This window comes from Petralouisia muris, assembly GCF_004793545.1.
GTDB lineage: Bacteria > Bacillota > Clostridia > Lachnospirales > Lachnospiraceae > Petralouisia > Petralouisia muris.
Map to the genome: position 1 here is coordinate 68,765 of NZ_SRYA01000008.1, position 23,553 is coordinate 92,317.

22 protein-coding genes, 1 tRNA gene and 2 pseudogenes are annotated in these 23,553 nt (G+C 45.2%); 19 read left to right on the forward strand and 6 right to left on the reverse strand.

The features are described 5' to 3' along the window. Nucleotides 1-24: 24 nt before the first annotated feature. The 9 genes and pseudogenes from E5329_RS05355 to E5329_RS05395 all read left to right on the forward strand — a co-directional run. A pseudogene (locus E5329_RS05355) lies at nt 25-276 on the forward strand (AAA family ATPase); the annotation flags it as partial. A gap of 208 nt (nt 277-484) precedes the next feature. Further along, nucleotides 485-1,228, forward strand: a complete 744-nt coding sequence (locus E5329_RS05360) for a nitroreductase family protein (protein WP_135988566.1) — start codon at nt 485-487, stop codon at nt 1,226-1,228. Beyond that, the gene (locus E5329_RS05365; RefSeq protein ID WP_135988567.1) at nt 1,225-1,698 is read left to right on the forward strand and encodes a VanZ family protein; all 474 of its coding nucleotides are present in this window, start codon (nt 1,225-1,227) and stop codon (nt 1,696-1,698) included. Before E5329_RS05360 ends, E5329_RS05365 begins: the two co-directional genes overlap by 4 nt. Before the next feature lie 205 nt (nt 1,699-1,903). After that, nucleotides 1,904-2,566, forward strand: a complete 663-nt coding sequence (locus tag E5329_RS05370; RefSeq protein ID WP_135988568.1) for a response regulator transcription factor — start codon at nt 1,904-1,906, stop codon at nt 2,564-2,566. Nucleotides 2,567-2,570: 4 nt separating this feature from the next. Then, on the forward strand, nt 2,571-3,986 hold the full coding sequence (locus E5329_RS05375) for a sensor histidine kinase (RefSeq protein ID WP_135988569.1): 1,416 nt from the start codon (nt 2,571-2,573) through the stop codon (nt 3,984-3,986). After that, nucleotides 3,979-5,016 carry a hypothetical protein gene (locus E5329_RS05380; RefSeq protein ID WP_135988570.1) on the forward strand — a complete coding sequence of 346 codons (1,038 nt, stop codon included), beginning with the start codon at nt 3,979-3,981 and terminating at the stop codon, nt 5,014-5,016. The genes E5329_RS05375 and E5329_RS05380 overlap by 8 nt, the downstream gene beginning before the upstream one ends. A 106-nt stretch (nt 5,017-5,122) precedes the next feature. Beyond that, the gene (gene clpX / locus E5329_RS05385) at nt 5,123-6,682 is read left to right on the forward strand and encodes an ATP-dependent Clp protease ATP-binding subunit ClpX (RefSeq protein ID WP_135988571.1); all 1,560 of its coding nucleotides are present in this window, start codon (nt 5,123-5,125) and stop codon (nt 6,680-6,682) included. Between the two features lie 92 nt (nt 6,683-6,774). Further along, nucleotides 6,775-8,457, forward strand: a complete 1,683-nt coding sequence (locus E5329_RS05390; protein ID WP_135988572.1) for a S8 family peptidase — start codon at nt 6,775-6,777, stop codon at nt 8,455-8,457. Between the two features lie 64 nt (nt 8,458-8,521). Further along, nucleotides 8,522-8,980, forward strand: a complete 459-nt coding sequence (locus E5329_RS05395; RefSeq protein ID WP_168356531.1) for a signal peptidase II — start codon at nt 8,522-8,524, stop codon at nt 8,978-8,980. A gap of 232 nt (nt 8,981-9,212) precedes the next feature. Here the strand turns inward: E5329_RS05395 and E5329_RS05400 are convergent, their stop codons facing one another. From E5329_RS05400 to E5329_RS05410, 3 genes are all read right to left on the reverse strand, one after another. Continuing rightward, nucleotides 9,213-9,413 carry a cold-shock protein gene (locus tag E5329_RS05400; RefSeq protein WP_135988574.1) on the reverse strand — a complete coding sequence of 67 codons (201 nt, stop codon included), beginning with the start codon at nt 9,411-9,413 and terminating at the stop codon, nt 9,213-9,215. A gap of 122 nt (nt 9,414-9,535) precedes the next feature. After that, on the reverse strand, nt 9,536-10,042 hold the full coding sequence (locus tag E5329_RS05405) for a DUF5721 family protein (RefSeq protein ID WP_135988575.1): 507 nt from the start codon (nt 10,040-10,042) through the stop codon (nt 9,536-9,538). Nucleotides 10,043-10,060: 18 nt separating this feature from the next. Then, nucleotides 10,061-10,702: a helix-turn-helix transcriptional regulator gene (locus tag E5329_RS05410; protein ID WP_135988576.1), complete on the reverse strand. Its 642-nt coding sequence runs from the start codon at nt 10,700-10,702 to the stop codon at nt 10,061-10,063. Between the two features lie 280 nt (nt 10,703-10,982). Here E5329_RS05410 and E5329_RS05415 point away from each other — a divergent pair, with 280 nt between their 5' ends. The 5 genes from E5329_RS05415 to E5329_RS05435 all read left to right on the forward strand — a co-directional run bounded on the left by E5329_RS05415 (nt 10,983) and on the right by E5329_RS05435 (nt 16,457). After that, entirely contained in the window at nt 10,983-11,363 is a 381-nt protein-coding gene (locus tag E5329_RS05415; protein ID WP_135988577.1) for a RidA family protein, read from the forward strand. A 38-nt stretch (nt 11,364-11,401) separates the two neighbouring features. Beyond that, nucleotides 11,402-12,616 carry a MalY/PatB family protein gene (locus tag E5329_RS05420; RefSeq protein ID WP_135988578.1) on the forward strand — a complete coding sequence of 405 codons (1,215 nt, stop codon included), beginning with the start codon at nt 11,402-11,404 and terminating at the stop codon, nt 12,614-12,616. Nucleotides 12,617-12,732: 116 nt separating this feature from the next. Further along, nucleotides 12,733-14,031, forward strand: coding sequence for a M18 family aminopeptidase (locus E5329_RS05425; protein WP_135988579.1), 1,299 nt, complete (start codon nt 12,733-12,735; stop codon nt 14,029-14,031). Between the two features lie 16 nt (nt 14,032-14,047). Then, the gene (locus E5329_RS05430) at nt 14,048-15,250 is read left to right on the forward strand and encodes a transglutaminase domain-containing protein (RefSeq protein WP_135988580.1); all 1,203 of its coding nucleotides are present in this window, start codon (nt 14,048-14,050) and stop codon (nt 15,248-15,250) included. A 367-nt stretch (nt 15,251-15,617) separates the two neighbouring features. Further along, entirely contained in the window at nt 15,618-16,457 is an 840-nt protein-coding gene (locus tag E5329_RS05435; protein ID WP_135988581.1) for a DegV family protein, read from the forward strand. A gap of 136 nt (nt 16,458-16,593) precedes the next feature. Here E5329_RS05435 and E5329_RS05440 read toward each other — a convergent pair whose 3' ends face one another. Continuing rightward, nucleotides 16,594-17,034 (reverse strand): FMN-binding protein, encoded by a 441-nt coding sequence (locus tag E5329_RS05440; protein WP_135988582.1) that lies wholly within the window; start codon nt 17,032-17,034, stop codon nt 16,594-16,596. A 119-nt stretch (nt 17,035-17,153) separates the two neighbouring features. On the opposite strand from E5329_RS05440, the gene E5329_RS05445 reads away from it, so the two are divergent. Beyond that, a tRNA-Gly gene (locus E5329_RS05445) sits at nt 17,154-17,226 on the forward strand. A gap of 235 nt (nt 17,227-17,461) precedes the next feature. On the opposite strand, the gene E5329_RS05450 is transcribed toward E5329_RS05445, so the two are convergent. Then, on the reverse strand, nt 17,462-18,628 hold the full coding sequence (locus E5329_RS05450) for an iron-containing alcohol dehydrogenase (protein ID WP_135988583.1): 1,167 nt from the start codon (nt 18,626-18,628) through the stop codon (nt 17,462-17,464). A gap of 27 nt (nt 18,629-18,655) precedes the next feature. Next, complete coding sequence (locus E5329_RS05455; RefSeq protein ID WP_135988584.1) at nt 18,656-19,426, reverse strand: DeoR/GlpR family DNA-binding transcription regulator; 771 nt, start codon at nt 19,424-19,426, stop codon at nt 18,656-18,658. Nucleotides 19,427-19,889: 463 nt separating this feature from the next. Between E5329_RS05455 and E5329_RS30430 the strand changes: the two are divergent. The 4 genes and pseudogenes from E5329_RS30430 to E5329_RS05470 form a co-directional block, all read left to right on the forward strand. Then, nucleotides 19,890-20,525 (forward strand): annotated as a pseudogene (locus E5329_RS30430) (Na+/H+ antiporter NhaC family protein); the annotation flags it as partial. A gap of 63 nt (nt 20,526-20,588) precedes the next feature. Beyond that, the gene (locus E5329_RS30435) at nt 20,589-21,209 is read left to right on the forward strand and encodes a Na+/H+ antiporter NhaC family protein (protein WP_275443053.1); all 621 of its coding nucleotides are present in this window, start codon (nt 20,589-20,591) and stop codon (nt 21,207-21,209) included. Nucleotides 21,210-21,247: 38 nt separating this feature from the next. Continuing rightward, a complete protein-coding gene (gene mtnK, locus E5329_RS05465) occupies nt 21,248-22,453 on the forward strand; it encodes an S-methyl-5-thioribose kinase (RefSeq protein WP_135988586.1) in 1,206 nt (401 codons plus the stop codon). Between the two features lie 28 nt (nt 22,454-22,481). Beyond that, entirely contained in the window at nt 22,482-23,534 is a 1,053-nt protein-coding gene (locus tag E5329_RS05470) for an S-methyl-5-thioribose-1-phosphate isomerase (RefSeq protein WP_135988587.1), read from the forward strand. The last annotated feature ends 19 nt before the right edge of the window (nt 23,535-23,553 follow it).

Sequence of the window (23,553 nt, forward strand, 5' to 3'; positions counted from 1 at the left end):
AAGAAAGCATGAGGAGGTGCGGCTATGGCAAGGGCAGTAGGGATTGGCTATCAGGATTTTGAACAGATGACTTCAAATGATAATTTTTATATTGATAAAACTATGTTGATCAAAGAATGGTGGGAGAACAATGATGCGGTAACCTTGATTACCCGCCCCAGGCGATTTGGGAAAACGCTGAATCTGGATATGATAGAACATTTTTTCTCTGTCAAATATGCTGGAAGAAGCGACTTATTTCAAAATCTGTCTATCTGGCAGGAAAAAACCTGCAGGAACACGGCGCAGGAAGCATTGGCGCGAATTGAACGTATGAAATACGCCGCTTCACTGGAGACAAAAGGAATTCCGCAGGAACGGATTTAAAAATATAGGTTTGCATTTGAGGGAAAAACCGTTTTCATTGGATAGAAATAAAGAAAATGATTGAAATTGTGCAATTAGAGTATCATTGAATTCCAAGCACACAGGAGGACAAAAATTTATGAATGAAGTGCTCGAAGCCCTGCACAGACGGAAATCCGTCCGTGTATTTACAGAAGAAGAGATTTCAAAAGAAGACAGGGAGGCCATTCTGCATGCATCCCTGCAGGCGCCGTCTGCAGGCTGCCAGTTGTTGTACACAATTCTTGATATTACGGATCAGAGTAAGAAAGAGAAGCTGGCAGATCTTTGCGACCATCAGCCCTTTATCGCAAAGGCAAAGCTGGTGCTGATTTACTGCGCAGACTGCCGGAAATGGCTTTCTTTTTACAAAGAGGCGGGGCTTGCCCCCAGAACCCCCGGGCCGGGAGATTTGCTGCTGGCAGCAGAGGACGCTCTGATAGCGGCTCAGAATGCAGTGACAGCGGCGGAAAGCCTTGGAATCGGCTCCTGCTACATTGGGGATGTGATGGAAAACGCCGAAGAGATGAAGGAGCTTTTGAAGCTGCCGGCTTATGTGTATCCGGCCTGTATGCTGGTATTCGGGCATCCCGTCAGCCAGCAGAAGGAACGGAAGAAGCCAGAGCGGTTTGCGCTTTCTGATATTGTCTGCGAGAATGCTTATCAGGAGAAAACCAGTGAAGAAATCCGGTCAATGTTTGCCAAAAAAACAGGGAGCCAAAGCTATGAGGAGTGGATGGAAGCGTTTTGGAAGCGGAAATATGAAAGTGATTTTTCCAATGAGATGAACCGTTCCATGGAAGTTTATCTGAAGGATTTTCAAAAAGGAGCGGATCTGTTATGAAAAAATTTTTAACAGGCTTTCTGGCGCTTGTATGGATGGTGGTGATTTTTGCTTTTTCCGCCCAGGATGCGTCAGAATCCTCTCAGACCAGCCAGTCTGTCTCTTATCGGATTGCAGAATGGCAGAGCCGTCTGTTTGGGCAGGAGAAGACGGAAGAAGATTTGTTGGAACAGGCAGAGGGAATGCAGCTTGTCATCCGAAAGGGGGCTCATATGAGCGAATATGCGCTGCTGGCAGTTTTGCTTGCGCTCCATTTGGGATGCTATTCTTTTTCAGGGAAGAAAGCGGCGCTTCTGGCTTTGGGCGCTGCTGCAGGTTATGCGGCGACCGATGAGTTCCATCAGCTGTTTGTGCCGGGCAGGGCAGGCAGGATTACCGACGTCTGTATTGACGGCATTGGAAGCCTGGCAGGAGTGATATTCTACTTGGCAGTATTTTCCAGAAAGAAGAGGGAATCTTCTGAGGAATAAATCTGGGTGGCTGTGAGAAAATGCAGTACATTCGTGTTTGGGCATACTTTTTACATTTTTCTTACAACTTTATGAATACTTTTTCGTGAAATACCTGTATAATGGCATCAAGCGCAGATATGCCGAAAGACGCCTGGCAAGGAAGCGTTTTGTACAGGCAGCTTCATAGATTACGGAGACTCAGGAAGAAAAGGACAGAATAAAGATGATAAAAATTTTAATCGTAGAAGATGATCCCAACATAGCGAAACTGGTGGAGGCCACCGTAGCCATCGGCGGCTATGAGGGAATTGTATGCAATAACGGCGCAGAAGCCTTTGAGAAGATAGAACATGAGAGTTATGACCTGATACTGTTGGATGTCATGCTTCCGGATATGGATGGCTTTGAGATTGTACAGAAACGTACCAACAAAGATGCGCCGGTCATATTTATTACTGCCAAACAGGAGCTGACAGATAAGGTGAAGGGGCTCAGGCTGGGGGCGGAAGATTATATCGTGAAGCCCTTTGAGGCTATGGAGCTTTTGGCAAGAATTGAAGTGATTCTCAGGCGGGTGAAGCGAACAGAGAATACCTATTTTTATGGAAATATTTCTGTCAATGTGGAGGAGCATACCTGTAAGTGCGATGGCGTTGAAGTCTATCTGACTCCCAAGGAATTTGAAGTTCTGGTGTTTTTCATCCAGCATAAGGATGTGGCAATTTCCAGAGATCGCCTGCTGGCGGCAGTCTGGGGGTTTGAATATGAGGGAGAGACCAGAACCATAGACATCCATATTCAGCAGCTTCGGAAAAAGCTGAATTTGAAGGATAAGCTGGTGACGATTCCCAAGCTGGGATACCGTCTGGAAAGCGCAAAGGAGTAGTTGTATGAAATTATGGCAGAAGGTTTTTTTATATACATTGATACTGGTGATGCTGGCAGTGAGCATGACCAGTATTTTACTTTTGAAAAGCAGTTTTTCTTTTGCGCTGGATCAGAAAAAGCAAAGTGTGTACAGTGAGCATGAATTTTTGATTACCAGCTTTAAAAGCATGATGATCACGGAACGTTTAAGGGAAAACGCCATTGTCCTGGAGGAAAAGAAGCTGAAAAGCTTTATGGAGAGCACCTTTGGCAAAACTGCGGAGGGCAGCGGAATTCTTTTCTGTAACGCCCGGAATGAACAGGTTTACAACAGCCGTGAAATAGAAGTGCCCGAGGGGCTGGTAGAGGCGGTGATGGATAGCGGAAAAAGCTATATGCAGGTGGAAGAGCATCAGTTGTATACGGCGTCGGCGGAAACCATCGAGGGAAAGATTTATTATGTAGTGACGGCAAATGACATTTCGGATGTGATGCGGATTCATGAAAATATGTTGTGGCAGATTCAGGTTATCAGTATGGTATGCGCCGTTGTGATTGCGCTGATTCTGCTGATTGTGGTAAAAATGCTGCTGCATCCGCTGAAGAAAATTAATGAAGGAACCAGATCCATTGCCCAGGGAAGCTATCAGGAGCGCGTGCCGGAGCGGGGGCATGACGAGCTTTCCGAGCTTGCCCATAACATGAACTGTATGGCGGAAGCGGTGGAAACCAATGTACGAGCCCTGGAGCATGTGGCAGAGGATCGGAAACAGTTTATTGACAATCTTTCCCATGAGATGAAAACGCCCCTTACATCTATTCTGGGATTTTCTGATTTGCTGCAGATTAAGAAGGATATTACAGAAGAGAAGCGAATGGAGTACGCTGGAATTATCAAGGCGGAGGCCACCCGTATGAGAACGCTTTCAGGAAAATTGATGGAATTGATTACCGTAGGAGAGACGAATCTGGAGTGGAAGCAGGAAGAGATGCAAAAGCTGTTTGGGGAAATCGGAGCCTCTCTGAAAGTAATTGCTGATAACCGGAACATGAGCCTGAGCTGCGAGGCGGAACAGGGCAGCTTGTGCGTAGACAGAGAGTTATTTAAGTCACTGCTGTATAATCTGGTGGACAATGCGGTGAAGGCCTCCGGGGAGGGCGGCAGGATTCAGGTCATCGGATATTTTGAGCAGGGGCAGTTTTGTATTCAGGTATCGGACGAAGGGGTAGGCATTCCGCAGGAAGAGCTTGAGAAAATCACCCAGGCGTTTTATATGGTGGATAAAGCCAGGGGCAGAGCAAACGGCGGCGCAGGGCTGGGGCTTGCCCTGTGCAAGGAAATTGTATCCCTTCACCGGGGCACCATGAAGTTTGAAAGCGCTAAAGGTCAGGGAACCAGAGTTTTTATCCGCATGAAAGGGGGTCTGGAGCATGCATAAGATAAAATCCGTATTTCTTACATTTTTGTGCGCAGGAATGATATTGGGAACCGGATATCTGGTAATTGTAGAAAGCGGTCAGAAGGTATTGGAAAAGGAGAGGATCCTGGAAGAGTCCCTGTACGAGGATACCAGTTCCAATATTTTCTATGGAAAAATTGAAGAGGATATAGAATTATTTCCCTGGAGTTATTATCCCAATGAAAATTCCCCGGAAACCACTGGCAATTATCCCAGATTTCAGCAAGTGGCAATGGAGGTATATGGAGAGTGGAATGAGGATTTAGAGACGGACCTGAAAGAGCTCCAGAACTGGTATCTGTATCAGATGATTGGCTGGCAGAGTGAAACGCCTGTGGAGGAAGTGGGGGAATTGTACCGTAACAGACAAAAAAGCATTATGGACAGTATGGTGAAGGTGGATAATTCTCCTTATGGTCCCTCTACCATTTATTTTTATAAGGATATTATGGAGTTTGGGGAAAAGCAGTATCAGATACGGATTGCCTGCAGTGACTGGAACATCATCAGCTTTAACTGTGCCGAATATCGGGAGGGGAAGGAGCGGGACAGGGGAGCCTGGGCAGAGGGGAAGGAGAAGCTGGTAGAAATATTGGAAGAAACTGAGACGGGGCTTGCGGAGTACTATGAGTATATGATGCTTTTGCGCAATCAGGATTTGCCGGTGGCTTATGATGAAAAAGAAGGATACATTAACACATACCAGCAGAGCTTATACTGGCTGGAGAAAATTATGACTGGAAAGGATTATAAAAATGAGTCTATGTCTGACGAGGTACAGGCGATCATGGAAGATTGGATGATTACTAGCAGCGCAGAGACAGAGGTGAATTTGTCAAATAAGGAGTATACGTTGGAAGCGGTGGAGTCGGAGCCTAGCTATTCCTATCAGATTGTAGAATTGAAGGATATGATTTTGCTGCTGATGCAGGGGGAAGAAACTCTGGGAATTTTTTATGATCCGATAGAACAGCGTTTTTGCGGATATAATTTTTTTTATGAATATTAAATTTTTCGAAAGCATGCGGAAAAACAGTTGTGCTATTGGAAGCTCTGGCTTATAATAAAGTCATGCTTCGGATGATAAAATTCGGAAGGAAAGAGGAGAATTCAGAATGAACAATACAGAGAAGTTCGATGATACAGATTTTCGTGAAGTGATATCAGATTCAGAGGAGCCAGAACATTCCGCAGAGCTGAAAGGAGCTGACGGCAGCGGAGAGATTACGGAGACAGAGCAGAGTTTGACGGGCAATGAGCTGAAAAAGGACAGCTCTGATCAGGACGAGAAAGAGAGTGAATACGAGGATACCTGCTATATCTGCCACCGGCCGGAAAGCAAAGCCGGCAAGATGATTAAAATACCCAATGAGATATGCATTTGTGCAGACTGTATGCAGAAGACCTTTGACAGCATGAGTCAGGTAAGCTTTCCCATAGGAGATATGAGTAATTTTGGCAATATGCCCAATATCAGCATGATTAATTTGTCAGAATTGCAGAATTTAGGTATGATGCCCAAGAGCCAGAAGCTGAAAAAGAAGAGAGCCAAAGAGGAGAAGAAGGTGAAGCCGGCGCTGGACATCAGGTCAATTCCGGCGCCCCATAAGATTAAGGCCAGCCTGGATGAGTATGTGGTAGGCCAGGAGCATGCCAAGAAGGTGATGTCTGTGGCTGTGTACAATCACTATAAGCGGGTGGGCTGTGACAATAAAGATGGAGTGGAAATTGAGAAGTCCAACATGCTGATGATCGGGCCTACCGGAAGCGGCAAGACTTATATGGTAAGAACTCTTGCGAAGCTGTTGGATGTGCCCCTTGCCATTGCAGACGCCACTTCCCTGACGGAGGCAGGATATATTGGAGATGATATTGAAAGCGTGGTTTCAAAGCTTTTGGCGGCGGCAGAAAATGATGTGGAACGGGCAGAGCACGGCATTATATTTATTGATGAGATTGATAAGATTGCCAAGAAAAGGAATACCCACCAGAGGGACGTCAGCGGAGAGAGCGTGCAGCAGGGAATGCTGAAGCTGTTAGAGGGAGCAGAGATAGAAGTTCCCGTAGGAGCCAACAGCAAGAACGCCATGGTGCCCTTAGCTACCGTGAATACCAGGAATATCCTGTTCATCTGCGGAGGCGCGTTCCCCGATCTGGATGATGTGATTAAGGAACGTTTGAATAAGAAATCTGCCATGGGATTTCATGCGGATCTGAAAGATAAATATGATAAGGAGGAAAATATTCTGCACAGGGCGGAAGTGGAAGACATTCGTAAATACGGCATGATACCAGAGTTCTTAGGACGGCTGCCTGTAATTTTTGCACTGGACGCGCTGTCGGAGGATATGCTGGTAAAGATTCTGACAGAGCCCAAAAACGCTATTGTCAAACAGTATCGGAAGCTGCTTGCCATGGATGAGGTGAAGCTGGAATTTGAAGAAGGGGCGCTGCACGCCATTGCCAAAAAAGCCCGGAAGAAGGACATAGGAGCCAGGGCGCTGCGCGCCATTATTGAAGAATTTATGCTGGATATTATGTATGAAATTCCTAAGGATGACAATATCGGCATGGTAACCATTACAGAAGATTATATTGAGAATAAAGGAGGTCCGGTCATTGCTATGCGGGGCTGTCTGGCCCTGGAGGATCAGGCAAAGGCGGCAGGAGCCTGAACTGACGCGCTAGCGTCTTCCCCAGAGAAGAATGAAACTGAATATTTCAGCGGTTTGTTACATAGTATGATAAAAAAAGAAAAGAGCAGACTATGGATTGTGAAGAAGCCGTATATTCAAATGACTATTATGATTTTATTGTGGAATATACCATGCCGGAATCCGGAAACGTGGTAAGTTCCTGTATCCAGAAAATCGACGCTTCCTATGGAATCGCTTATCTGCCCAGGGAAGGGAATCTTTCGCTGAATATTCAGAATTATAATTATACTTCAATTCCGAAATGCTATACGCTTATGGACGAAAGCGCATTGGAAGAAAGCGGGATATTGAGGATTCAGAATCAGCCTACCCTGTCCCTGAAGGGACAGGGTGTTTTGATTGGGTTTCTGGATACCGGAATTGATTATGAGAATCCTGTGTTCCGCAACAGCGATGGAAGCACCAGAATCATGGCAGTTTGGGATCAGACGGACCGAAGCGGGACGCCCCCGGAGGGATTTCTTTACGGAACGGAATATTTGGATACCCAGATCAATGACGCCTTACAGACAGAGAACCCCAGGGAGATTGTGCCGGTAACAGATCCGGAAGGGCACGGCACATTTCTGGTAAGCGTGGCAGCGGGAAGTCAGATTCGGGAAGAGGAATTTATTGGCGCAGCTCCCTATGCCAGAATTGCAATGGTGAAATTAAAGCAGGCTAAACAGTATTTAAGAGACTTCTTTTTTATTCCGGAGGATGCGCAGGCGTTTCAGGAAAATGATCTTATGGCGGGGCTGGCGTATCTGGATCAGCTTGCCAAAAGCCGCCATGTGCCTTTGGTCATCTGCTTCGGCCTTGGATCTAATATGGGAAGCCATACAGGAGTCAGCCATCTGAGCACCATGCTGAACAATATAGCTCTGCGCAGCGGACGGGTGGCGGTTACCGCCGTGGGAAATGAAGGAAATGAGCGTCATCATTATTTTGGGCAGATGGAAGAAGGGCGGCAGTATCAGAATGTGGAAATCAGCGTTGGGGAAGGCGTGGAGGGATTTTCCACAGAGCTTTGGGCAAGGGCTCCTCAGCGGTTTGTAGTGGAAATTATATCTCCTACTGGAGAACGGATGCCCAGCGAATACATTCTTTCCGGCGGCAGAGAATATCGTTTCTTATTTGAAGATACCCGAGTGACAGTGGATTACCGGATTACCGGAATATTGAATGGGGCCCAGGTGATTTATATGCGTTTTGAACAACCTTCCCAGGGCTTATGGAATATCCGTGTATTTCCGGAGGGAGAGTTTGCAAGTATCTTTAATATGTGGCTGCCGTCAGATGAGCTTTCCACCGGAGAAGTGTTTTTTATCCGTTCTAACCCGGATACCACCATTACCGTTCCTTCCACTGCGATTGCGCCAATCGCCGTAGGAGCCTATGACGTGCGGGACAACAGCATTTATCTGCGCTCCGGAAGAGGATTTACCACCAATGGATGGATTAAGCCGGATATCGTGGCGCCGGGGGTAGGAGTATTTGGAGCCGGGGGGAATAACCAGTTTACCACCAAGGACGGAACCAGCGTGGCAGCAGCCATTACTGCAGGAGCAACAGCTCTGATGCTGGAGTGGGGGATTGTACGGGGCAATTATACAGCGATTACCAATATTGAAATTAAGAATGTGCTGATTCGCGGCGCGACAAGAGATGATAAACGGACCTATCCGGATCAGGCGTTTGGCTGGGGAAGACTGAATCTTTATCAGGCGTTTGAAGATTTTCGGATACGGTGAGGCTGAGTCATTATCAGGCGTTTGAAGATTTTCGGATATGGTGAAATCAGAAAGGAGACACAGGATGAAATATGCAGCGGCAGCGGCGGCAGTATTTGCCGGAGATTTTTTTCTGAAGGAGCATGTGGAACAACGCAGGGGTTGGAATGAGGAAACAGAACTGCTTGGAGGCAGGATTGTATGGAAAAAGTACCATAACAGGGGAGCGGCGCTGAATTGTATGGAAAAGCGGCCGGGACTTGTGAAAAAAATAAGCGGAATGATGCTGTTGATTCTGGGAATTTTGTGGTTTTTCTTTTTCCGTAAAAAGGAAAATCCGGCTGTTTTGCTGGGATTAAGTCTTGTGCTCGGAGGAGGGGGAAGTAATTATTATGACAGGCTCCGGCGGGGCTATGTGGTGGATTATTTCAGTTTCCGCACGCCGTGGAAATGGCTGAATCAGATTATTTTTAATATTTCGGATCTTTGCATCTTTTTGGGATTATTTATGGCTGTGCTGGCAGAATCCCGCCGAAGCGTGTAAGCTGGGCAAAGGTTGAAACCTGTGAGCCGATACGGAGAGGTTTTTTGGAGGATGCAAAGATTTCCTGGATGGATCTGAATCTGGCATACATGAAAAAAATTGCTGCATCTGCTTTCTCAGCGGATACAGCAATTCTTTTGATAAACCGTAATTCCTCAATATCTTATATCAAAATAAAAACCGAAATTTCTATATTATTGACAAAGGTACATTGTGAATAACCGGATTAAAATTAGTGGATTACAGTTACGTTTACAGCCTGGGGTCCTTTGGAGCCTTCTGTAACATCAAATTCTACAGATGCGCCTTCTTCCAGGGACTTGAAACCTTCCATGTTTAATCCAGAATAATGAACAAATACATCGTTTCCAGACTCATCGGAAATGAAACCATATCCTTTTTGGTTGTTAAACCATTTTACTGTACCTTGCATGCCAAGTACCTCCAAAAAAATAATCTATGTTGCATTTTTCTACAACGTAGGACTATAGTAACATATAATATGAAAAAAGTAAAGAAATATTCATAGAAAATTAAAAAAAAGTAAAAAATTTGTTAATTCAGGGGTTCAAAGGCAATCTGGCGCTTCCGAAAAAAGCGTTTTACCATATCGTCCCAGGCATATTCTAAGGATTTATCCATGGAAAAAATATGGCAGGAAATCCCTGTGGTGCAGATAAGCTGCTGATTCTGATATTTCAGGTTCAGATACATGCCGGAAATATCCTCCGGGGACAGGCTGCTGTGAATGGAGGCAGCCGTGCGCTTCTGGTTTTCGGCAGACAGCTGGAACACAAATTTAAACGCCAGGGGGGTGCGTTTTCCCTTGATAATGTCAAAGCAGATTGGGCGCACAAGGGAAAAAGGGATGTATTCTTCCTGGGACACCAGCGGGTAAGGATCATCCTCCGGGCTGAAAAAATCGGCCTTGGCGCGGCCGTCCAGCAGATAGGTCATGCAGGTGGTAATAGCTCCTTCCCGCAGCAGAAAACTGTCAAAGGTATCTGTGCGCAAAAATATATTCATAAATTCTTTTACATCCGGAATGGAAAATGCCGTCATAATTCGCCTCCAAAAAAATTATTGTTCATGCTTGTTCAGATAACGGTAAACCGTGGGAACCGATACAAAGAGCTGTGCAGCGATCTCTGCGACAGCTCCTTTTACATTCAGAATACCTTCCTCATCCATCCGGTGGACTGTGCGGACTTTTTCCTGAAGGGACATCCGGGCAGGCGCAATGCCGCTCTCTGCGATGATTTCTTGAATCCGTTCCCGCATCAGGCTGGGCATAGGCTTGTCCAGGCTTTCTGAATATTCTGTCTCTTTGCTTTCAGACAGGTTAAACAATTCCAGAAGGTTTGATACGGCATTATTCAGGTTCTGCACTCCATGCATGTCTTTGTTGATGCACAGAAGGCCGATGAGCCGTCCATCGTTTTTGATGAAATAGGTGGAAGAGAGAAATTCTCCATTCTTATTCCGGCCGGTATAATTGGTCAGATAATCTGTCCTATGGTAAGAACCTTTCTCAATGATATCCCTGGCAAGATCCGTGAGAGGGTTGCCAATCTCCCTGTGAGACACGTTGTTGTGGATAGCAACCAGAGAATGTTGTGGATTGGCTGTATCATGGACAGCTATTTCGCAGCCGGGACCGCAGACTTCTGCCAGAAAAGGGGCAATATTGATATATGCCTGTAATAATTCTTGATCTGTCATATGTAGTTACCTGCCTTGATTTTGTGATCCTAAATGTTTTTGTCTGATTCGTTCATGATAGATTATAGTACATTGTACCATGGGAAAGAAGTATCTGCAAGATTGGCTGCAGGGATCAGGAACGGAAAACTTTTTGGGAATATGTGCGGGATTAGGGTCTGGCTTACTTTTTTTGATAAAAATATTTACAACTTGATAAAAATATTATACTATATAGCCATAAAAATATATTTCTTTTATCTGGATATGATAAAAATGAATGGAAAAGGAGACGATTATTATGGGAAAAAATGTAATTTCCACCCAAAATGCACCAGCGGCAATCGGGCCGTATTCACAGGGAATTGAAGCAAACGGAACGGTTTATGTATCCGGCCAGCTTCCGATTAATCCCCAGACAGGGGAATTCGCAGGACAGGATATTTCCAGTCAGGCAGAGCAGTCCTTGAAAAATGTGCAGGCGGTTCTTGCGGAAGCCGGCCTTACTCTGGAACATGTAGTGAAAGCGACTGTTTTCCTGAAGGATATCGGGGATTTTGCAGCAATGAATGAAGTGTACGCCCGCTATTTCACAGAAAACTGTCCAGCCAGATCTGCAGTTCAGGCAGCGGCGCTGCCGAAAGACGCCCTGGTAGAAATTGAGGTAATAGCAGTCAGATAAATCATGCAAAAGATATTGCAAAGGAAGAGGTGTTATCTGTGAAATACGATTTTACATCAATCATAGACCGTCATGGCAAAGACGCCATAGCGGTGGACGGCCTTGGCATGAGACCGGGATTTGCGCCCAGCGCGCCGAAGGAGGGGTTTGACGGAATTCCCATGTGGGTGGCGGACATGAATTTTCCCACTGTTCCCACAATTCCGGAAGCCATTATTGAGCGGGCCAAGCATCCGGCATATGGATATTTTCTGCCTACAGAGGAATACTACGATTCCATTATCAAATGGCAGGAAAGCCGCAATGGAGTGACCGGATTGACGAAGGAATGCATCGGATATGAGAACAGGGTGCTGGGAGGCGTAATTTCTGCGCTAACGGCGTTTGCAGCCCCTGGAGATCCTGTTCTTCTGCACAGCCCCACTTACATCGGATTTACTTCCTGCGTCAGCAACAATGGATTTAAAATTGTCCACAGCCCGTTAGTCAAAGATGAAAATGGCGTCTGGAGGATGGATTATGAAGACATGGAGAAGAAGATAAAGGCGGAAAATATTCATGTTGCAATCTTCTGCAGCCCTCATAATCCCTGCGGCCGTGTCTGGGAGCGCCAGGAGCTTGAACGGGCAATGGAGATCTATAAAGAAAATGATTGTATCGTCATTTCCGATGAGATCTGGTCTGACATTATTCTGGAAGGCCATAAGCATATCCCCACTCAAATGGTCAGTGAAGACGCCAGAAACCGTACCGTAGGAGTATATGCGCCAAGCAAAACCTTTAACCTGGCCGGCCTGGTGGGAAGCTATCACATTATTTATAACAAGTATCTCAGGGACCGCACGGTTGCCAAGGGCAGCAAGCCCCATTATAACGATATGAACGTGCTTTCCATGCATGCCTTAATCGGTGCATACAAACCGGAAGGACATGAGTGGGTGGACGAGCTGTGTCAGGTGATTACCGAAAATGTCAGCTATGCGTGTGATTATATCAGCAGCCATTTTGAAGGAGTGGAAGTATTCCGGCCGGAAGGGACCTACATGCTGTTTCTGGATTGTACAAAATGGTGTGAGGCTCACAACAAAACCATTGATGAGCTTGAGCAGGCTGCATGGGATGTGGGCGTGGCATGGCAGGACGGCCGGATGTTCCATGGGCCCTGCTCTGTGCGCATTAATCTTGCCCTTCCCCTTAGCCGGGTGAAAGAAGCTTTTGAACGTCTGGACAAATATGTATTTAACTGTGAATAACAAGCAATGAAAAATTTCCGTTTTTTGTCCTCCCCAGTAGAAAAAAACATCTGATTATAGTATAATGTCAGGAAGTAGCCATCATGCAGAGCATATGGCAGTTTCGGAGGTAAAATATGGAAGAAAAGTTATTTCATTTAGTGGAAAAAGGAACCAGCGCCGTTATGGTGGTTCAGGAGGCGGCCCGCCAACTGAAAGAGGCGGGATTTGAAGAACTGAGCTTCAGTACAGGCTGGGGCCTGACTGAGAATGGAAGATATTATGTCAGACATCACGATACCGCGCTGTTTGCATTTACCATAGGAGCCAGGGCGGAATTTCGGAAAGCAGTCCGTATCGGGGCGGCTCATACGGATTTTCCCTGTCTGAGAATTAAGCCGAATCCAGATATTTCTGCCGGAGGATATGGGCAGGTGAATGTGGAAGTGTACGGCGGAGCCATTTTAAATACCTGGCTGGACAGACCCTTAAGCATTTCGGGAAGGGTGGCGCTGCAGAGTGAGGATGTGCTGCATCCTGAGATTCGTTATCTTTCGGTGGAACGGCCTCTGCTCGTTATCCCGAACCTGGCAATTCATATGAACCGGGAAATTAACAAAGGGTTGGAGCTGAATAAACAGACGGATATGCTTCCGATTCTGGGACTGATAGATGAGAATCTGAAAGAGCAGAAGATGCTGATGGATTTTCTTGGTAAAGAGCTTCAGGTTGAGCCGGAAAAGATTCTGGATTATGAGCTGTGGGCTTATTGTGCAGAAAAGCCCAGGTATACAGGGATTCAGGAGGAATTTATTCTTTCTCCAAGATTGGATAATCTTACCTCGGTTCAATCGCTGCTTACCGGGCTGATCCGCGGCAAAAGAGAAATCGGCCTGAATGTGGCTGCTTTCTTCGATCATGAAGAAGTGGGAAGCAGAACCAAACAGGGAGCCGGTTCTCTGATGCTGCTCACTCTTTTGGAAAAAATAAATGCCAGCCTTGGGAAAACAGAGGAACAGATGAGGCAGAGACTCTATGACGCCTTTTTCCTGTCTGTAGATGTGGCTCACGGCCTGCATCCCAATCAGATGGGGAAAATGGATCTTACCAACAAACCGGTGCTGGGCCGGGGACTCTGCATCAAAGAGGCAGGTTCACAATCTTACGCAACAGATTGTGAAGCGGTTGCGGTGATTGAGCAGATCTGCAGAAAATATAAGATTCCTTATCAGAAATTTGTAAACCGTTCTGACCTTGCAGGAGGAGGAACCCTTGGGTCCATTGCTTCCAGCATTTTGTCGGTTCGCACTGTGGATCTGGGAGTGCCTGTTTTGGCGATGCATTCTGCAGTAGAGACCATGGGAGCGGCGGATATGAAAGCGCTGACCAGACTGATGACAGCTTATTATTCGGATTTGGATGAAAGTATGAAGTAATGGAAGGAAACGGGAAATGAGATGGATCAGAAGCAGGGCGGCAGGGTTGTGTTTGATGGCGCTGCTTGGCATTTTTGCAAATGCATGTTCCCCGTATAATTTGTGGGATTTTTTACCGGAAGATACAGAGAACATACAGTCAGAGAGCGTTGAGGATGATAAGAATAAGCAGAAAGCAGAATCTCCCACAGCAGATACCAGACAGTTGGAAAGAACGCCAAGGGAGCAGATTTCTGTTGGGAAGTATGCCTACGAACATCTGGATGAGCAGGGACAGGTGATTTATGATGAAATGCTTACAGCAATTTTGAATCATGAAGAGAAAATCAGGCTTTCCACTACGGATTTGGATTTGATGCGTAAGGCTTATACGGCGGTCTGCGGCGATTACGGCGGCCTCTTCTGGGTAGAAGGGTATGTATTTACCAGGTATACGAAGGGAGAGGAGTTGGTAAGCCTGGAATTTGCCCCGAAATATACCATGACGGAGGAAGAACGGAAGATTACCCAGGATCAGATTGACGAAATTGTGGAGATGTGGCTGAATGGAATTTTCATCAATGATACGGATTATGACAAGGCAAAATATGTGTATGAGCTGCTGGCCCTGAATACGGAATATGTGCAGGACGCCACGGACAGCCAGAATATTATCAGTGTGTTTATCAAGCAGCAGACTGTATGCCAGGGATATGCCTGTGCAGTTCAGTATCTTCTGGGACAACTGGGCGTGCAGAGTGTGATTGTCAGCGGTACGGCTTTAGGAGACGCGCATGCATGGAATCTGATTTGTCTGGATGGAGAATATTATTACATGGACGCTACCTGGGGGAATAACGGCTACCGGAATCAGGAGGGATTGGAAACATCATTTATTGATTACAATTATATGGCTATGACTACTGAAGAAATGCTGATGGGCCATGTGCCGGATTCGGAAATTGAATTGCCGGAATGTACGGCGGTAATGAATAATTACTATATCAAAGAGGGAACCTATATTGAGGAATGGAATCCAGAGCTTATGGGCGCGATTCTTTCGGAAGCCTGGATGCAGGGACGGGTGGTAACCCTGCGGTTTTCCGATGATATTCTCAAAAAGCAGGCGTTTCGGTATTTTATAGAAGAAGGATATATTGCAGATTATTGTGACGGAATTACGGAAGTTAATTATATTGAGGATAATATGTGGAAAGAGATCAGTTTTTGCTTTAACTGACAGACTGCAGCGAAGCCGCTTTTGTATAAATAATACGAAAGCGGCTGTTTTTCGTTCTTAACAGTTCCTTAGATATTGAGAGGGAAAGCCTCGCAGAATGATATTCGTGAAATGAGCTTCAGGAAGGAGCGGCGGGCAGATTTGGAATTTTCAGTGAAATTCTGTAAAAAGGGCTTTTCAAAGGAAAATATTTATGTTAGTATAAAGTGGTATTAAAAACTATGTGCAATAATAATGATAAAATGAAAAGTTTTTTTAATGTCAAATATAGTCAGAAATTAAAACTATGTGAACTGACAGAAGAAAAGTAAAAGGTTCATCTAAATGTCGAATATCGTGGAATAGAATGCTGTATCAGGAGGAAACTATGAGCTATAAAATTGTAATAGACAGCTGTGGAGAGTTGACGGAAGAGTTAAAAAATGACAGGCATTTTGAAAGTGTGCCTCTGGAAATTTTTGTGGATGATTACCATATTGTGGATGATGAAACCTTTGACCAGGCGGAGTTTTTGAAACAGGTGGCAGCCAGTCCCAATTGTCCCAAATCCACCTGCCCTTCACCGGAACGCTACATGGAAGCCTTTGACTGCGATGCAAAGCATGTTTATGGAGTGACCCTTTCTTCCCAGCTCAGCGGCTCCTACAACAGTGCAGAGCTGGGAAAGAAGCTCTATTTAGAGGAAAAAGGTGATAAGAAAATTTATATCTTTGATTCCAAATCTGCCTCTGTGGGAGAAACTTTGGTTGGGATGAAGATTCAGGAATATGAGGAAGCGGGGCTGGCCTTTGAAGAGGTGATTGAGAAGGTGGAGGCGTTTATTGCAGAGAAGAACACATCTTTTGTCCTGGAGACATTAGAAACCCTCAGGAAAAACGGCAGGTTAAGCAATATCAAGGCGTTTGTTGCGAATACTTTGAACATTAAACCGGTGATGGCAGGAAGTTCGGAAGGAACGATTTATCAAATCGGGCAGGCAAGGGGGATCACAAAAGCGGTGGATAAAATGATTAAAGATATGGTGTCCAAAACCGTGAATTCCAAAGAAAAAATCCTTGCCATTGCCCATTGCAATTGTCCTGAGAGAGCAAAAGCAGTGGTGGATAAAATAAGGAAAATGGCAGAATTCAAGAAAATCATCGTGGTGGAGACAGCCGGCATCAGCAGCATGTATGCCAGTGACGGCGGAATTATCATGGTTGTGTAATCCGGAGGAAAGAACAGCCTGGGAATTGTGCATTCGGTTGAGGGACAATTCCCAGGCTGTTTTCTAGGTATTATTCTTGTATGTATGCGGCTTTCTCCAGAGCGGAGTGGATTGCGTTCGTTATCTTTTGGAGATATTATTCTTGTATGTATGCGGCTTTCTCCAGAGCGGAGTGGATTGCGTTCAGCAGGACCATGGAGGTATATTGGTTGTCGTCTCCGTAGGAAATATTTTCCAGAGATTGTTTTTCATAAATCTGCTCGGTAAGGTTATCCAGGGCAGGCTGCATCAGCGGATACATGGCAGCGGTAGCTTCGTCCAGATTTACCAGAGTGATAGAGTTGATGTGGTTCTCATCCACTACCACCTCCACGTCTATGGCGTTGTCATTTAGTTGTATGGAGGAAGTATATACCCCCGCCGTATATTTCATGGTTTCTTCCGTAGCCTTGTCTTTGTCATCCGGCAGGAACATAAAGATCAGAAGTAAAATCAACAGAATTCCAAGTACTGCGAAAATCGCTGTGTAGACTACTTCTTTTAAATGCAGAACAACAATCTTTGTTTTTGAACTCACAGGATTCCTCCTTAATTTCTCTTTGAACTACTATATGAGAGAACGAGAGGAAATATTCGTTGGGAAATTTAGAAAATCCTATTGACAAAAAAACTGTTTTGTAGTATCATCTATGACATGCGATAGTGGCGTAGTTGGTAACGCGCGACCTTGCCAAGGTCGAGACCGCGGGTTCGAGCCCCGTCTATCGCTTTTAAGTAAAGTAAGGCTTCCAGAGTTTTCTGGAAGTTTTTTATATTATAAAAACTATTAGGCCTCTTTCCTGCTAATAATGGTTCAGCAGAAGGAAAAGGATTGCATTTCTATTAGAACAGCCATTAGTTATGCGCCAAAAAACCACCCTTGAAACTTTGACGAGTCATAGGGTGGTTTTCTGATTCCGGTCTGCTTCCTTATGCCATAATGCGCAATGGGAAGAAAAGAAGAGCTAAATTGCTAATTTTAAAATTTCAACAAATTCTTTCACATGTAACGGCACGTAATGCCCAACGGAGGCCGTATCGTGATTCGTGGCTCTATTTGCCATTTCCTCGAAATGCGTATCGTCTATGCCCATCTCTGTCAGCGTAGTCTTCAGATTCAGCGATTTGAAAAAGGCTTCTAATTTGTCTGCCAGAATATATGCCATCTCTTGTTCCGTATGGTTATAAGAATCTACGTGGAAGACGCGGCTGGCAAGCTGCGCAAGCTTGTAAGGTTTGGTTTTTGCCATATACCTGCACCATGCAAGGGATACGACAGCCATGCCTTCTCCGTGGGTAATTCCGTATTGCCCGCTGAGTTCATGTTCGATTCTGTGGGAGCCCCAGTCTGCGGCGCGCCCTGTGTCGAGAATGCCGTTGTGCGCAATAGACGCCAGCCACTGAATCTCGGCCCGCGCGTTATAATCGGACGGTTCTTTCATCAGACGCAGTGAATTCACCAGGACTGCGCAGATTGCGCCTTCAATCATATAGTCGGTGGCGTCCGTATGAGCCGTGTCTGAGAAATATCGCTCCAGCAAGTGTGAGAGGATATCGGCGCATCCGCAGGAAGTTTGGTATGCCGGAAGGTCCAAGGTGTATTTGGGATTCATGATGGCGAATTTCGGTATAATCATGTCATCTTCGAATCCCAGTTTCATCAATCCGTTTGAAATAATAGCGGCATTGGACGTTTCAGAGCCGCTTGCCGGAAGCGTTGTGATTGCGCCGATGGAAACGGCGCAATGCGGAACTGCCGTTTGGTCAAAGAAATCCCATACATCGCCATCGTAGGGAATTCCAAGGGCGATTGCTTTGGCGGTGTCTACAGAGCTTCCGCCGCCTGCCGCCAGAATGAAATCCACAGAACGCTTCTTAGAAACAGCGATAAGACTGCGGATTAGTTCAATCTTAGGGTTTGGGACAACGTCGCCGCATTCCAGAAAATCAATATCCAGGCGGCGGCAGGCGTCTTTAACTGCGTCCCAGATTCCCAGCGTTTTTACAAAATTCCCGCTGTATACAAACATCAGGGAAGTAACGTTGTATTCTTTTAATAAATGGTATAGATTGTGTTCTGCGCCGTCTCCAAAAAAGATTCGGGCCGGATTATTATAGTGAAAGTTTAACATCGTAATGCCTCCTAAAGTGATAAATTTTTAGCAATAACGGATAGGAATGCTGCATTGCTGCAGTTTTTCATTCCATATATCAGGCAGACATTTATCTGTAATGATCATGTTGATGCTGTCAAGGCCGGTTATGATGTAATCGGCGGAATCAGAGAATTTGGTATGATCTGCAATCAGATAATGCTCTCGGGATTGGGAAATATAAGCTTTTCGTACCTGACTTTCGTTCATGTTGTTGTCAAGCAAGCCATGATCTAAGTCAACGACCGGATTGCTGATAAAGCATTTGTCTGCAAGATAGTAAGAGATTGCACTGGTAGTCTGATATCCGGAAAACGAATTCGAGCGCTGGCGGAAGGTTCCGCCCAGGGCAATCAATTTGACTTTAGAAAATTGATTGCTGAACAGATCAAAGATACGAAGTGAATTCGTAATTATAGTAACGCTTAAATTCCGCTGCACAATCTCTTTTGCAAGCGCCAGGCAGGTAGTGCTGCAGTCAAGGAAAATCGTGTCGTTGTTGTGAATGAAATGATCGATTGCGTATGCTGCAAGTTTTTTCTTTTCTTCGGAGAAAAACGTCTCCCGAAGCTGCACTGGCGCTCCTTTGTCGTCAGCTTCCGGCAGGAAAGCCCCGCCGTGGATTCTCTTTAACTTATTCTGCGCTTCCAGCTCTTTCAAATCTCTTCGGATAGTTTCTTCGCTGCAATCCAGCTTTTGGCTCATAGTGGAGATTAGAATGCTTCCATAGGTACGCAATTCCTCCTCTAAGAGTTTGTGACGGTCAATTTTTAACATAGCTTACAAATCCTTTCGGCATTATTTATAGAAAAATAAATCAATGATATTGAATGTATTGCTATAATACCAAAAAAAACATCAAAAATCAACATTAAAATGAAAATAATTGTGAAAATAACCATAAAAATATAAAAAAATCCAAAAAATTCAAAATAAATCAACAAATAAATGTTGACAAATGTTGGATTGTGTTGTAATGTGTTGATATAGCAAAATAACTGAAGGAGGGCAGATGAAATTAAAATGTGATTTTGGGAAACAATAGAAAAATGGCTTTCATATTGAATGTATACTCCAAAACGTACTTGTTTGCCAAATGATTTGCCGTTCTTTTTGAAACAGCGGGAATTTGCTGGCGAATCATTTGACTTGCAGGTATAAAAACAGACGCAAAGGGAAGGAGAAGAAAGCGTCAGGTAACAAAAAGGCTGAATGACATGGAAAGGAAGAGGAAAAGGAAGAAATGGAAAAAACGAATAAAAAAGGGAGCTTTATGGGGTTGCTGCCGCTGGTTATCTTTTTGGTTGTTTATTTCGCGATGGGAATCGGAACCGGGGACTTCTCGAATTTCCCGTTGATGATCGGGATTTTTCTGGCGTCTGCTATTTCTTTATTTATGAAAAGCCCGGTTGCGGAGAAAAAAACATTTTCTGAGAAGATTGTTATGTTTTGCAAGGGCGGAGGAGACGATACCCTGATTCTGATGGTAATCATCTACATGCTGGCCGGAGCTTTTTATGGAGTGGCAAGCGGAATGCACGCAACGGATACGGTTACGAATATTGGCATTTCTATTTTGCCGGCCAATATGATTATTCCAGGGTTATTCCTGATTGGCTGCGCGCTTAGTTTTTCCATGGGAACCTCCATGGGAACCGTGGCGGCGCTGATGCCCGTTGCCATTGATATCGCATCCAAGACCGGCGTTAACGTGGCGTTTGTCAGCGGCGTCGTAGTGGGCGGGGCCATGTTTGGCGATAATCTTTCGTTTATTTCGGATACGACGATAGCGGCGACCACGACGCAGGGAATTAAGAATAAAGAAAAGTTCAAAGCCAATATTTTAATGGTTGGGCCTGCGGTGCTCCTTACGATTATAGCGTTGGCGCTGTATCCAATTGACGCAGCTAAGATTTCTGCAGGAGGCGATATCAATCTTGTGAATCTGATTCCGTACATACTGATTATAACGTTATCGTTAATCGGTATGCATGCGGTGATGGCAATGACCCTCTCTGTAATTTCAGGCATGGTAATTGGAATTATTCATGGAGATTTCTCGTTTATTGAATCGTTTTCGGTTGTGCATGGTGGGATGTGCTCTATGCAGGACATGGCGGTTATTGCCATTTTTGTAGGAGGACTTGTGGCAATCATGCAGTACTTAGGAGGCATTGACTGGCTGCTGAATAAATTGGCGAAAGGAATGAAATCCAAAGTGGGAGCGGAGCTCAGCATTGCCGCTTTGGTAAGCTTAGTGGACGTGGCTACCACAAACAACACAATTTCGATTATCGCGTGCGGGCCAATTGCGAAAGATATTTCGGAGGAGTTTGACATCGCTCCGGAAAGAACGGCAAGTATCTTAGACTTGTTTTCATCAGCGTTTAACGGTCTGACGCCTTACGCAGGTCAGCTTTTGACGGCGGGCGCAATGGCGAAGATAGCCCCGGTAACCATTATACCATATGTATGGTACGACATTCTTATGATTATATTCGGCGTGCTTTTTATTCTTTTGGGGCTGCCGAAATTCAAAAGAAAAGAGTTGAAACAGTAGAGAATTGAAATAGCAGAGAGCGTATGAGGAATCAGGAGATGGGAAAGTATTCAAAGTATTTTTTGCTGGACGTTGATACGGTAAAAGAATATGTAAAAGAAAAGGCTGGGTATTTTGCAGAAGAAGAAAAACTGGAGGCAGTCGAGATCGGTGACGGCAATATCAACTATGTATTTAAGGTGTGGAGTTTGCAGAATGGGAAATCTCTGATTGTCAAACAGGCGGATACGGCGCTTCGCTCTTCCGGAAGGCCCCTCGACGTGCACCGAAATAAGATAGAAGCGGAAATGCTTAGTATTGAGGGCCAGTTAGCAGAGAGATTCGTGCCGAAGATATACTGGTATGATGAGATTATGCATGCGGTGTCTATGGAAGATATATCTAAATACAAGAATCTTCGCACGGAAATGGCGGCGGGTAAGATTTTTCCCAGACTGGCGGAAGATATTGCGGCATTTATGGCGGGAACCTTGCTGCCCACCACAGATCTGATTATGGACCGGGCGGAGAAAAAGGAAAGAGTAAAATTATTCATAAATCCGGAGCTTTGCGATATCACCGAAGATTTAGTATTTACTGAGCCGTATTATGATTATAAGGGACGCAATGTGATTTTGGATGAGAATAAGGATTTTGTAAAAGAAAAGCTTTATAGCGATAAGGAGCTTCATGCCAATGTAGGGCAGCTTCGGGACGAATTTATGAATCATGCCCAGGCTTTGCTCCATGGGGATCTGCATTCTGGCTCGATTTTTGTGAATCAGGAAGGGACAAAGGTGATTGACCCGGAGTTTGCGTTCTACGGGCCAATGGGATATGACGTTGGAAACGTGATTGGGAATCTGTTCTTTGCATGGGCGAATCAATACTATACGGATCCTGGAAATTCGGAATTTTTGGCCTGGATTTCAGCTGCGGTTGACGAAGTTGCAGACAGATTTAAAGAGAAATTCAATGAAAAATGGGATCAGATTGTAACTTTTCCCTTATATACAAATCCAGGATTCAAAAAATCTTACATAGACAAGGTGATGGCAGATTCTTTCGGATATGCCGGGACAGAGATTATCAGACGCGTCGTTGGGGATTCCAAGGTTAAAGAAGTTACGGACGTGGAAGACCGAAGGATTCGCGTTCCCATGGAAAGAGCCTTAATTGAAATCGGAATTAAGCTGATTAAGAACAGGGGCGCGCTGGAAAACGGGGCAGGCGTTAAGGCTGTCGGGACATTATATCTCTGTTAAACTGCTGGTTTGCAAAGGAGGTTGTACGATGGAAAGATGTGACCAGGATTTGGCGTTCATGCTGCAGTATGAGAATGTGGCATGGTACGAGAACGGGAAGGTAAGAATATTAGATCGCAGAATTTACCCGACAGAAGTGACCTTTGTGGAGTGCAGGACTTATAAAGAAGTTGCGAAAGCCATAGCCGATATGGTCACTCAGAGCGCGGGGCCGTACACTGCGGCGGGAATGGGGATGGCTCTTGCGGCGCATGAAGCAGAAGGGAAGACGGAGAAAGAGCAGTTGGAATTCCTTGCTCAGGCTTCTTATGACATTTCCCATGCAAGGCCCACAACCGCAAACCGAATGAAAATCGTAACGGAAGGATGCCTTGCGGCGGCAAAGGAAGCGCTTGCGAAAGGAGAGAGCGCAGTAGACGCCTGTTTCGCCAGAACCATTGATTCATTGAATCGAAGATATTCTGCAATGGAGAAAGTGGGAGAATATCTGGCCGCTCTGTTTCCGAAGAATGGAACTATTATGACGCAGTGCTTTGGCGAGACCATCATAGGAATGATGTTGCGGGCGGCAAGAAAAAATAAGAATGACATCAGGATTTATTGCGCAGAAACAAGGCCCTATCTTCAGGGGGCGAGATTAACGGCAACCTGCTGCGCGCAGATGGGGTTTGACACTACGGTAATTACGGATAATATGGCGGCCTATGCCATGCAGCGGAAAGGAATTGATCTCTTTACTTCGGCGGCGGATACGATTGCCAGGGACGGCCATATTGCGAACAAGATTGGAACGTTCCAGATTGCGATTCTGGCAAAATATTTTGAAGTTCCGTATTATGTGACTGGAATCCCTGATAAAGACAAGATGCATGGCGGCGAAATTATTATAGAAGAAAGAGATCCGAAACAAGCGCTTTCCTATCGTGGAATTCCAAGCGTCATTCCACAGGTCAAAGGAATGTATCCTGCCTTTGACGTCGTGCCGCCGCATTTAATCAGCGGCGTGGTAACCGATAAGGGCATCTATGTGCCGTATCTGTTAAACGACTACTTTGAGGGAAAAGTCAGTAATTTCTATTAATATAAGATGATAATAATAC

Coding starts and splice junctions, on each gene's coding strand:
- E5329_RS05360 (WP_135988566.1), top strand. CDS start 485: ATGAATGAAGTGCTCGAAGCCCTGCACAGACGGAAATCCGTCCGTGTA.
- E5329_RS05365 (WP_135988567.1), top strand. CDS start 1,225: ATGAAAAAATTTTTAACAGGCTTTCTGGCGCTTGTATGGATGGTGGTG.
- E5329_RS05370 (WP_135988568.1), top strand. CDS start 1,904: ATGATAAAAATTTTAATCGTAGAAGATGATCCCAACATAGCGAAACTG.
- E5329_RS05375 (WP_135988569.1), top strand. CDS start 2,571: ATGAAATTATGGCAGAAGGTTTTTTTATATACATTGATACTGGTGATG.
- E5329_RS05380 (WP_135988570.1), top strand. CDS start 3,979: ATGCATAAGATAAAATCCGTATTTCTTACATTTTTGTGCGCAGGAATG.
- clpX (WP_135988571.1), top strand. CDS start 5,123: ATGAACAATACAGAGAAGTTCGATGATACAGATTTTCGTGAAGTGATA.
- E5329_RS05390 (WP_135988572.1), top strand. CDS start 6,775: ATGGATTGTGAAGAAGCCGTATATTCAAATGACTATTATGATTTTATT.
- E5329_RS05395 (WP_168356531.1), top strand. CDS start 8,522: ATGAAATATGCAGCGGCAGCGGCGGCAGTATTTGCCGGAGATTTTTTT.
- E5329_RS05400 (WP_135988574.1), bottom strand. CDS start 9,413: ATGCAAGGTACAGTAAAATGGTTTAACAACCAAAAAGGATATGGTTTC.
- E5329_RS05405 (WP_135988575.1), bottom strand. CDS start 10,042: ATGACGGCATTTTCCATTCCGGATGTAAAAGAATTTATGAATATATTT.
- E5329_RS05410 (WP_135988576.1), bottom strand. CDS start 10,702: ATGACAGATCAAGAATTATTACAGGCATATATCAATATTGCCCCTTTT.
- E5329_RS05415 (WP_135988577.1), top strand. CDS start 10,983: ATGGGAAAAAATGTAATTTCCACCCAAAATGCACCAGCGGCAATCGGG.
- E5329_RS05425 (WP_135988579.1), top strand. CDS start 12,733: ATGGAAGAAAAGTTATTTCATTTAGTGGAAAAAGGAACCAGCGCCGTT.
- E5329_RS05430 (WP_135988580.1), top strand. CDS start 14,048: ATGAGATGGATCAGAAGCAGGGCGGCAGGGTTGTGTTTGATGGCGCTG.
- E5329_RS05435 (WP_135988581.1), top strand. CDS start 15,618: ATGAGCTATAAAATTGTAATAGACAGCTGTGGAGAGTTGACGGAAGAG.
- E5329_RS05450 (WP_135988583.1), bottom strand. CDS start 18,628: ATGTTAAACTTTCACTATAATAATCCGGCCCGAATCTTTTTTGGAGAC.
- E5329_RS05455 (WP_135988584.1), bottom strand. CDS start 19,426: ATGTTAAAAATTGACCGTCACAAACTCTTAGAGGAGGAATTGCGTACC.
- mtnK (WP_135988586.1), top strand. CDS start 21,248: ATGGGAAAGTATTCAAAGTATTTTTTGCTGGACGTTGATACGGTAAAA.
- E5329_RS05470 (WP_135988587.1), top strand. CDS start 22,482: ATGGAAAGATGTGACCAGGATTTGGCGTTCATGCTGCAGTATGAGAAT.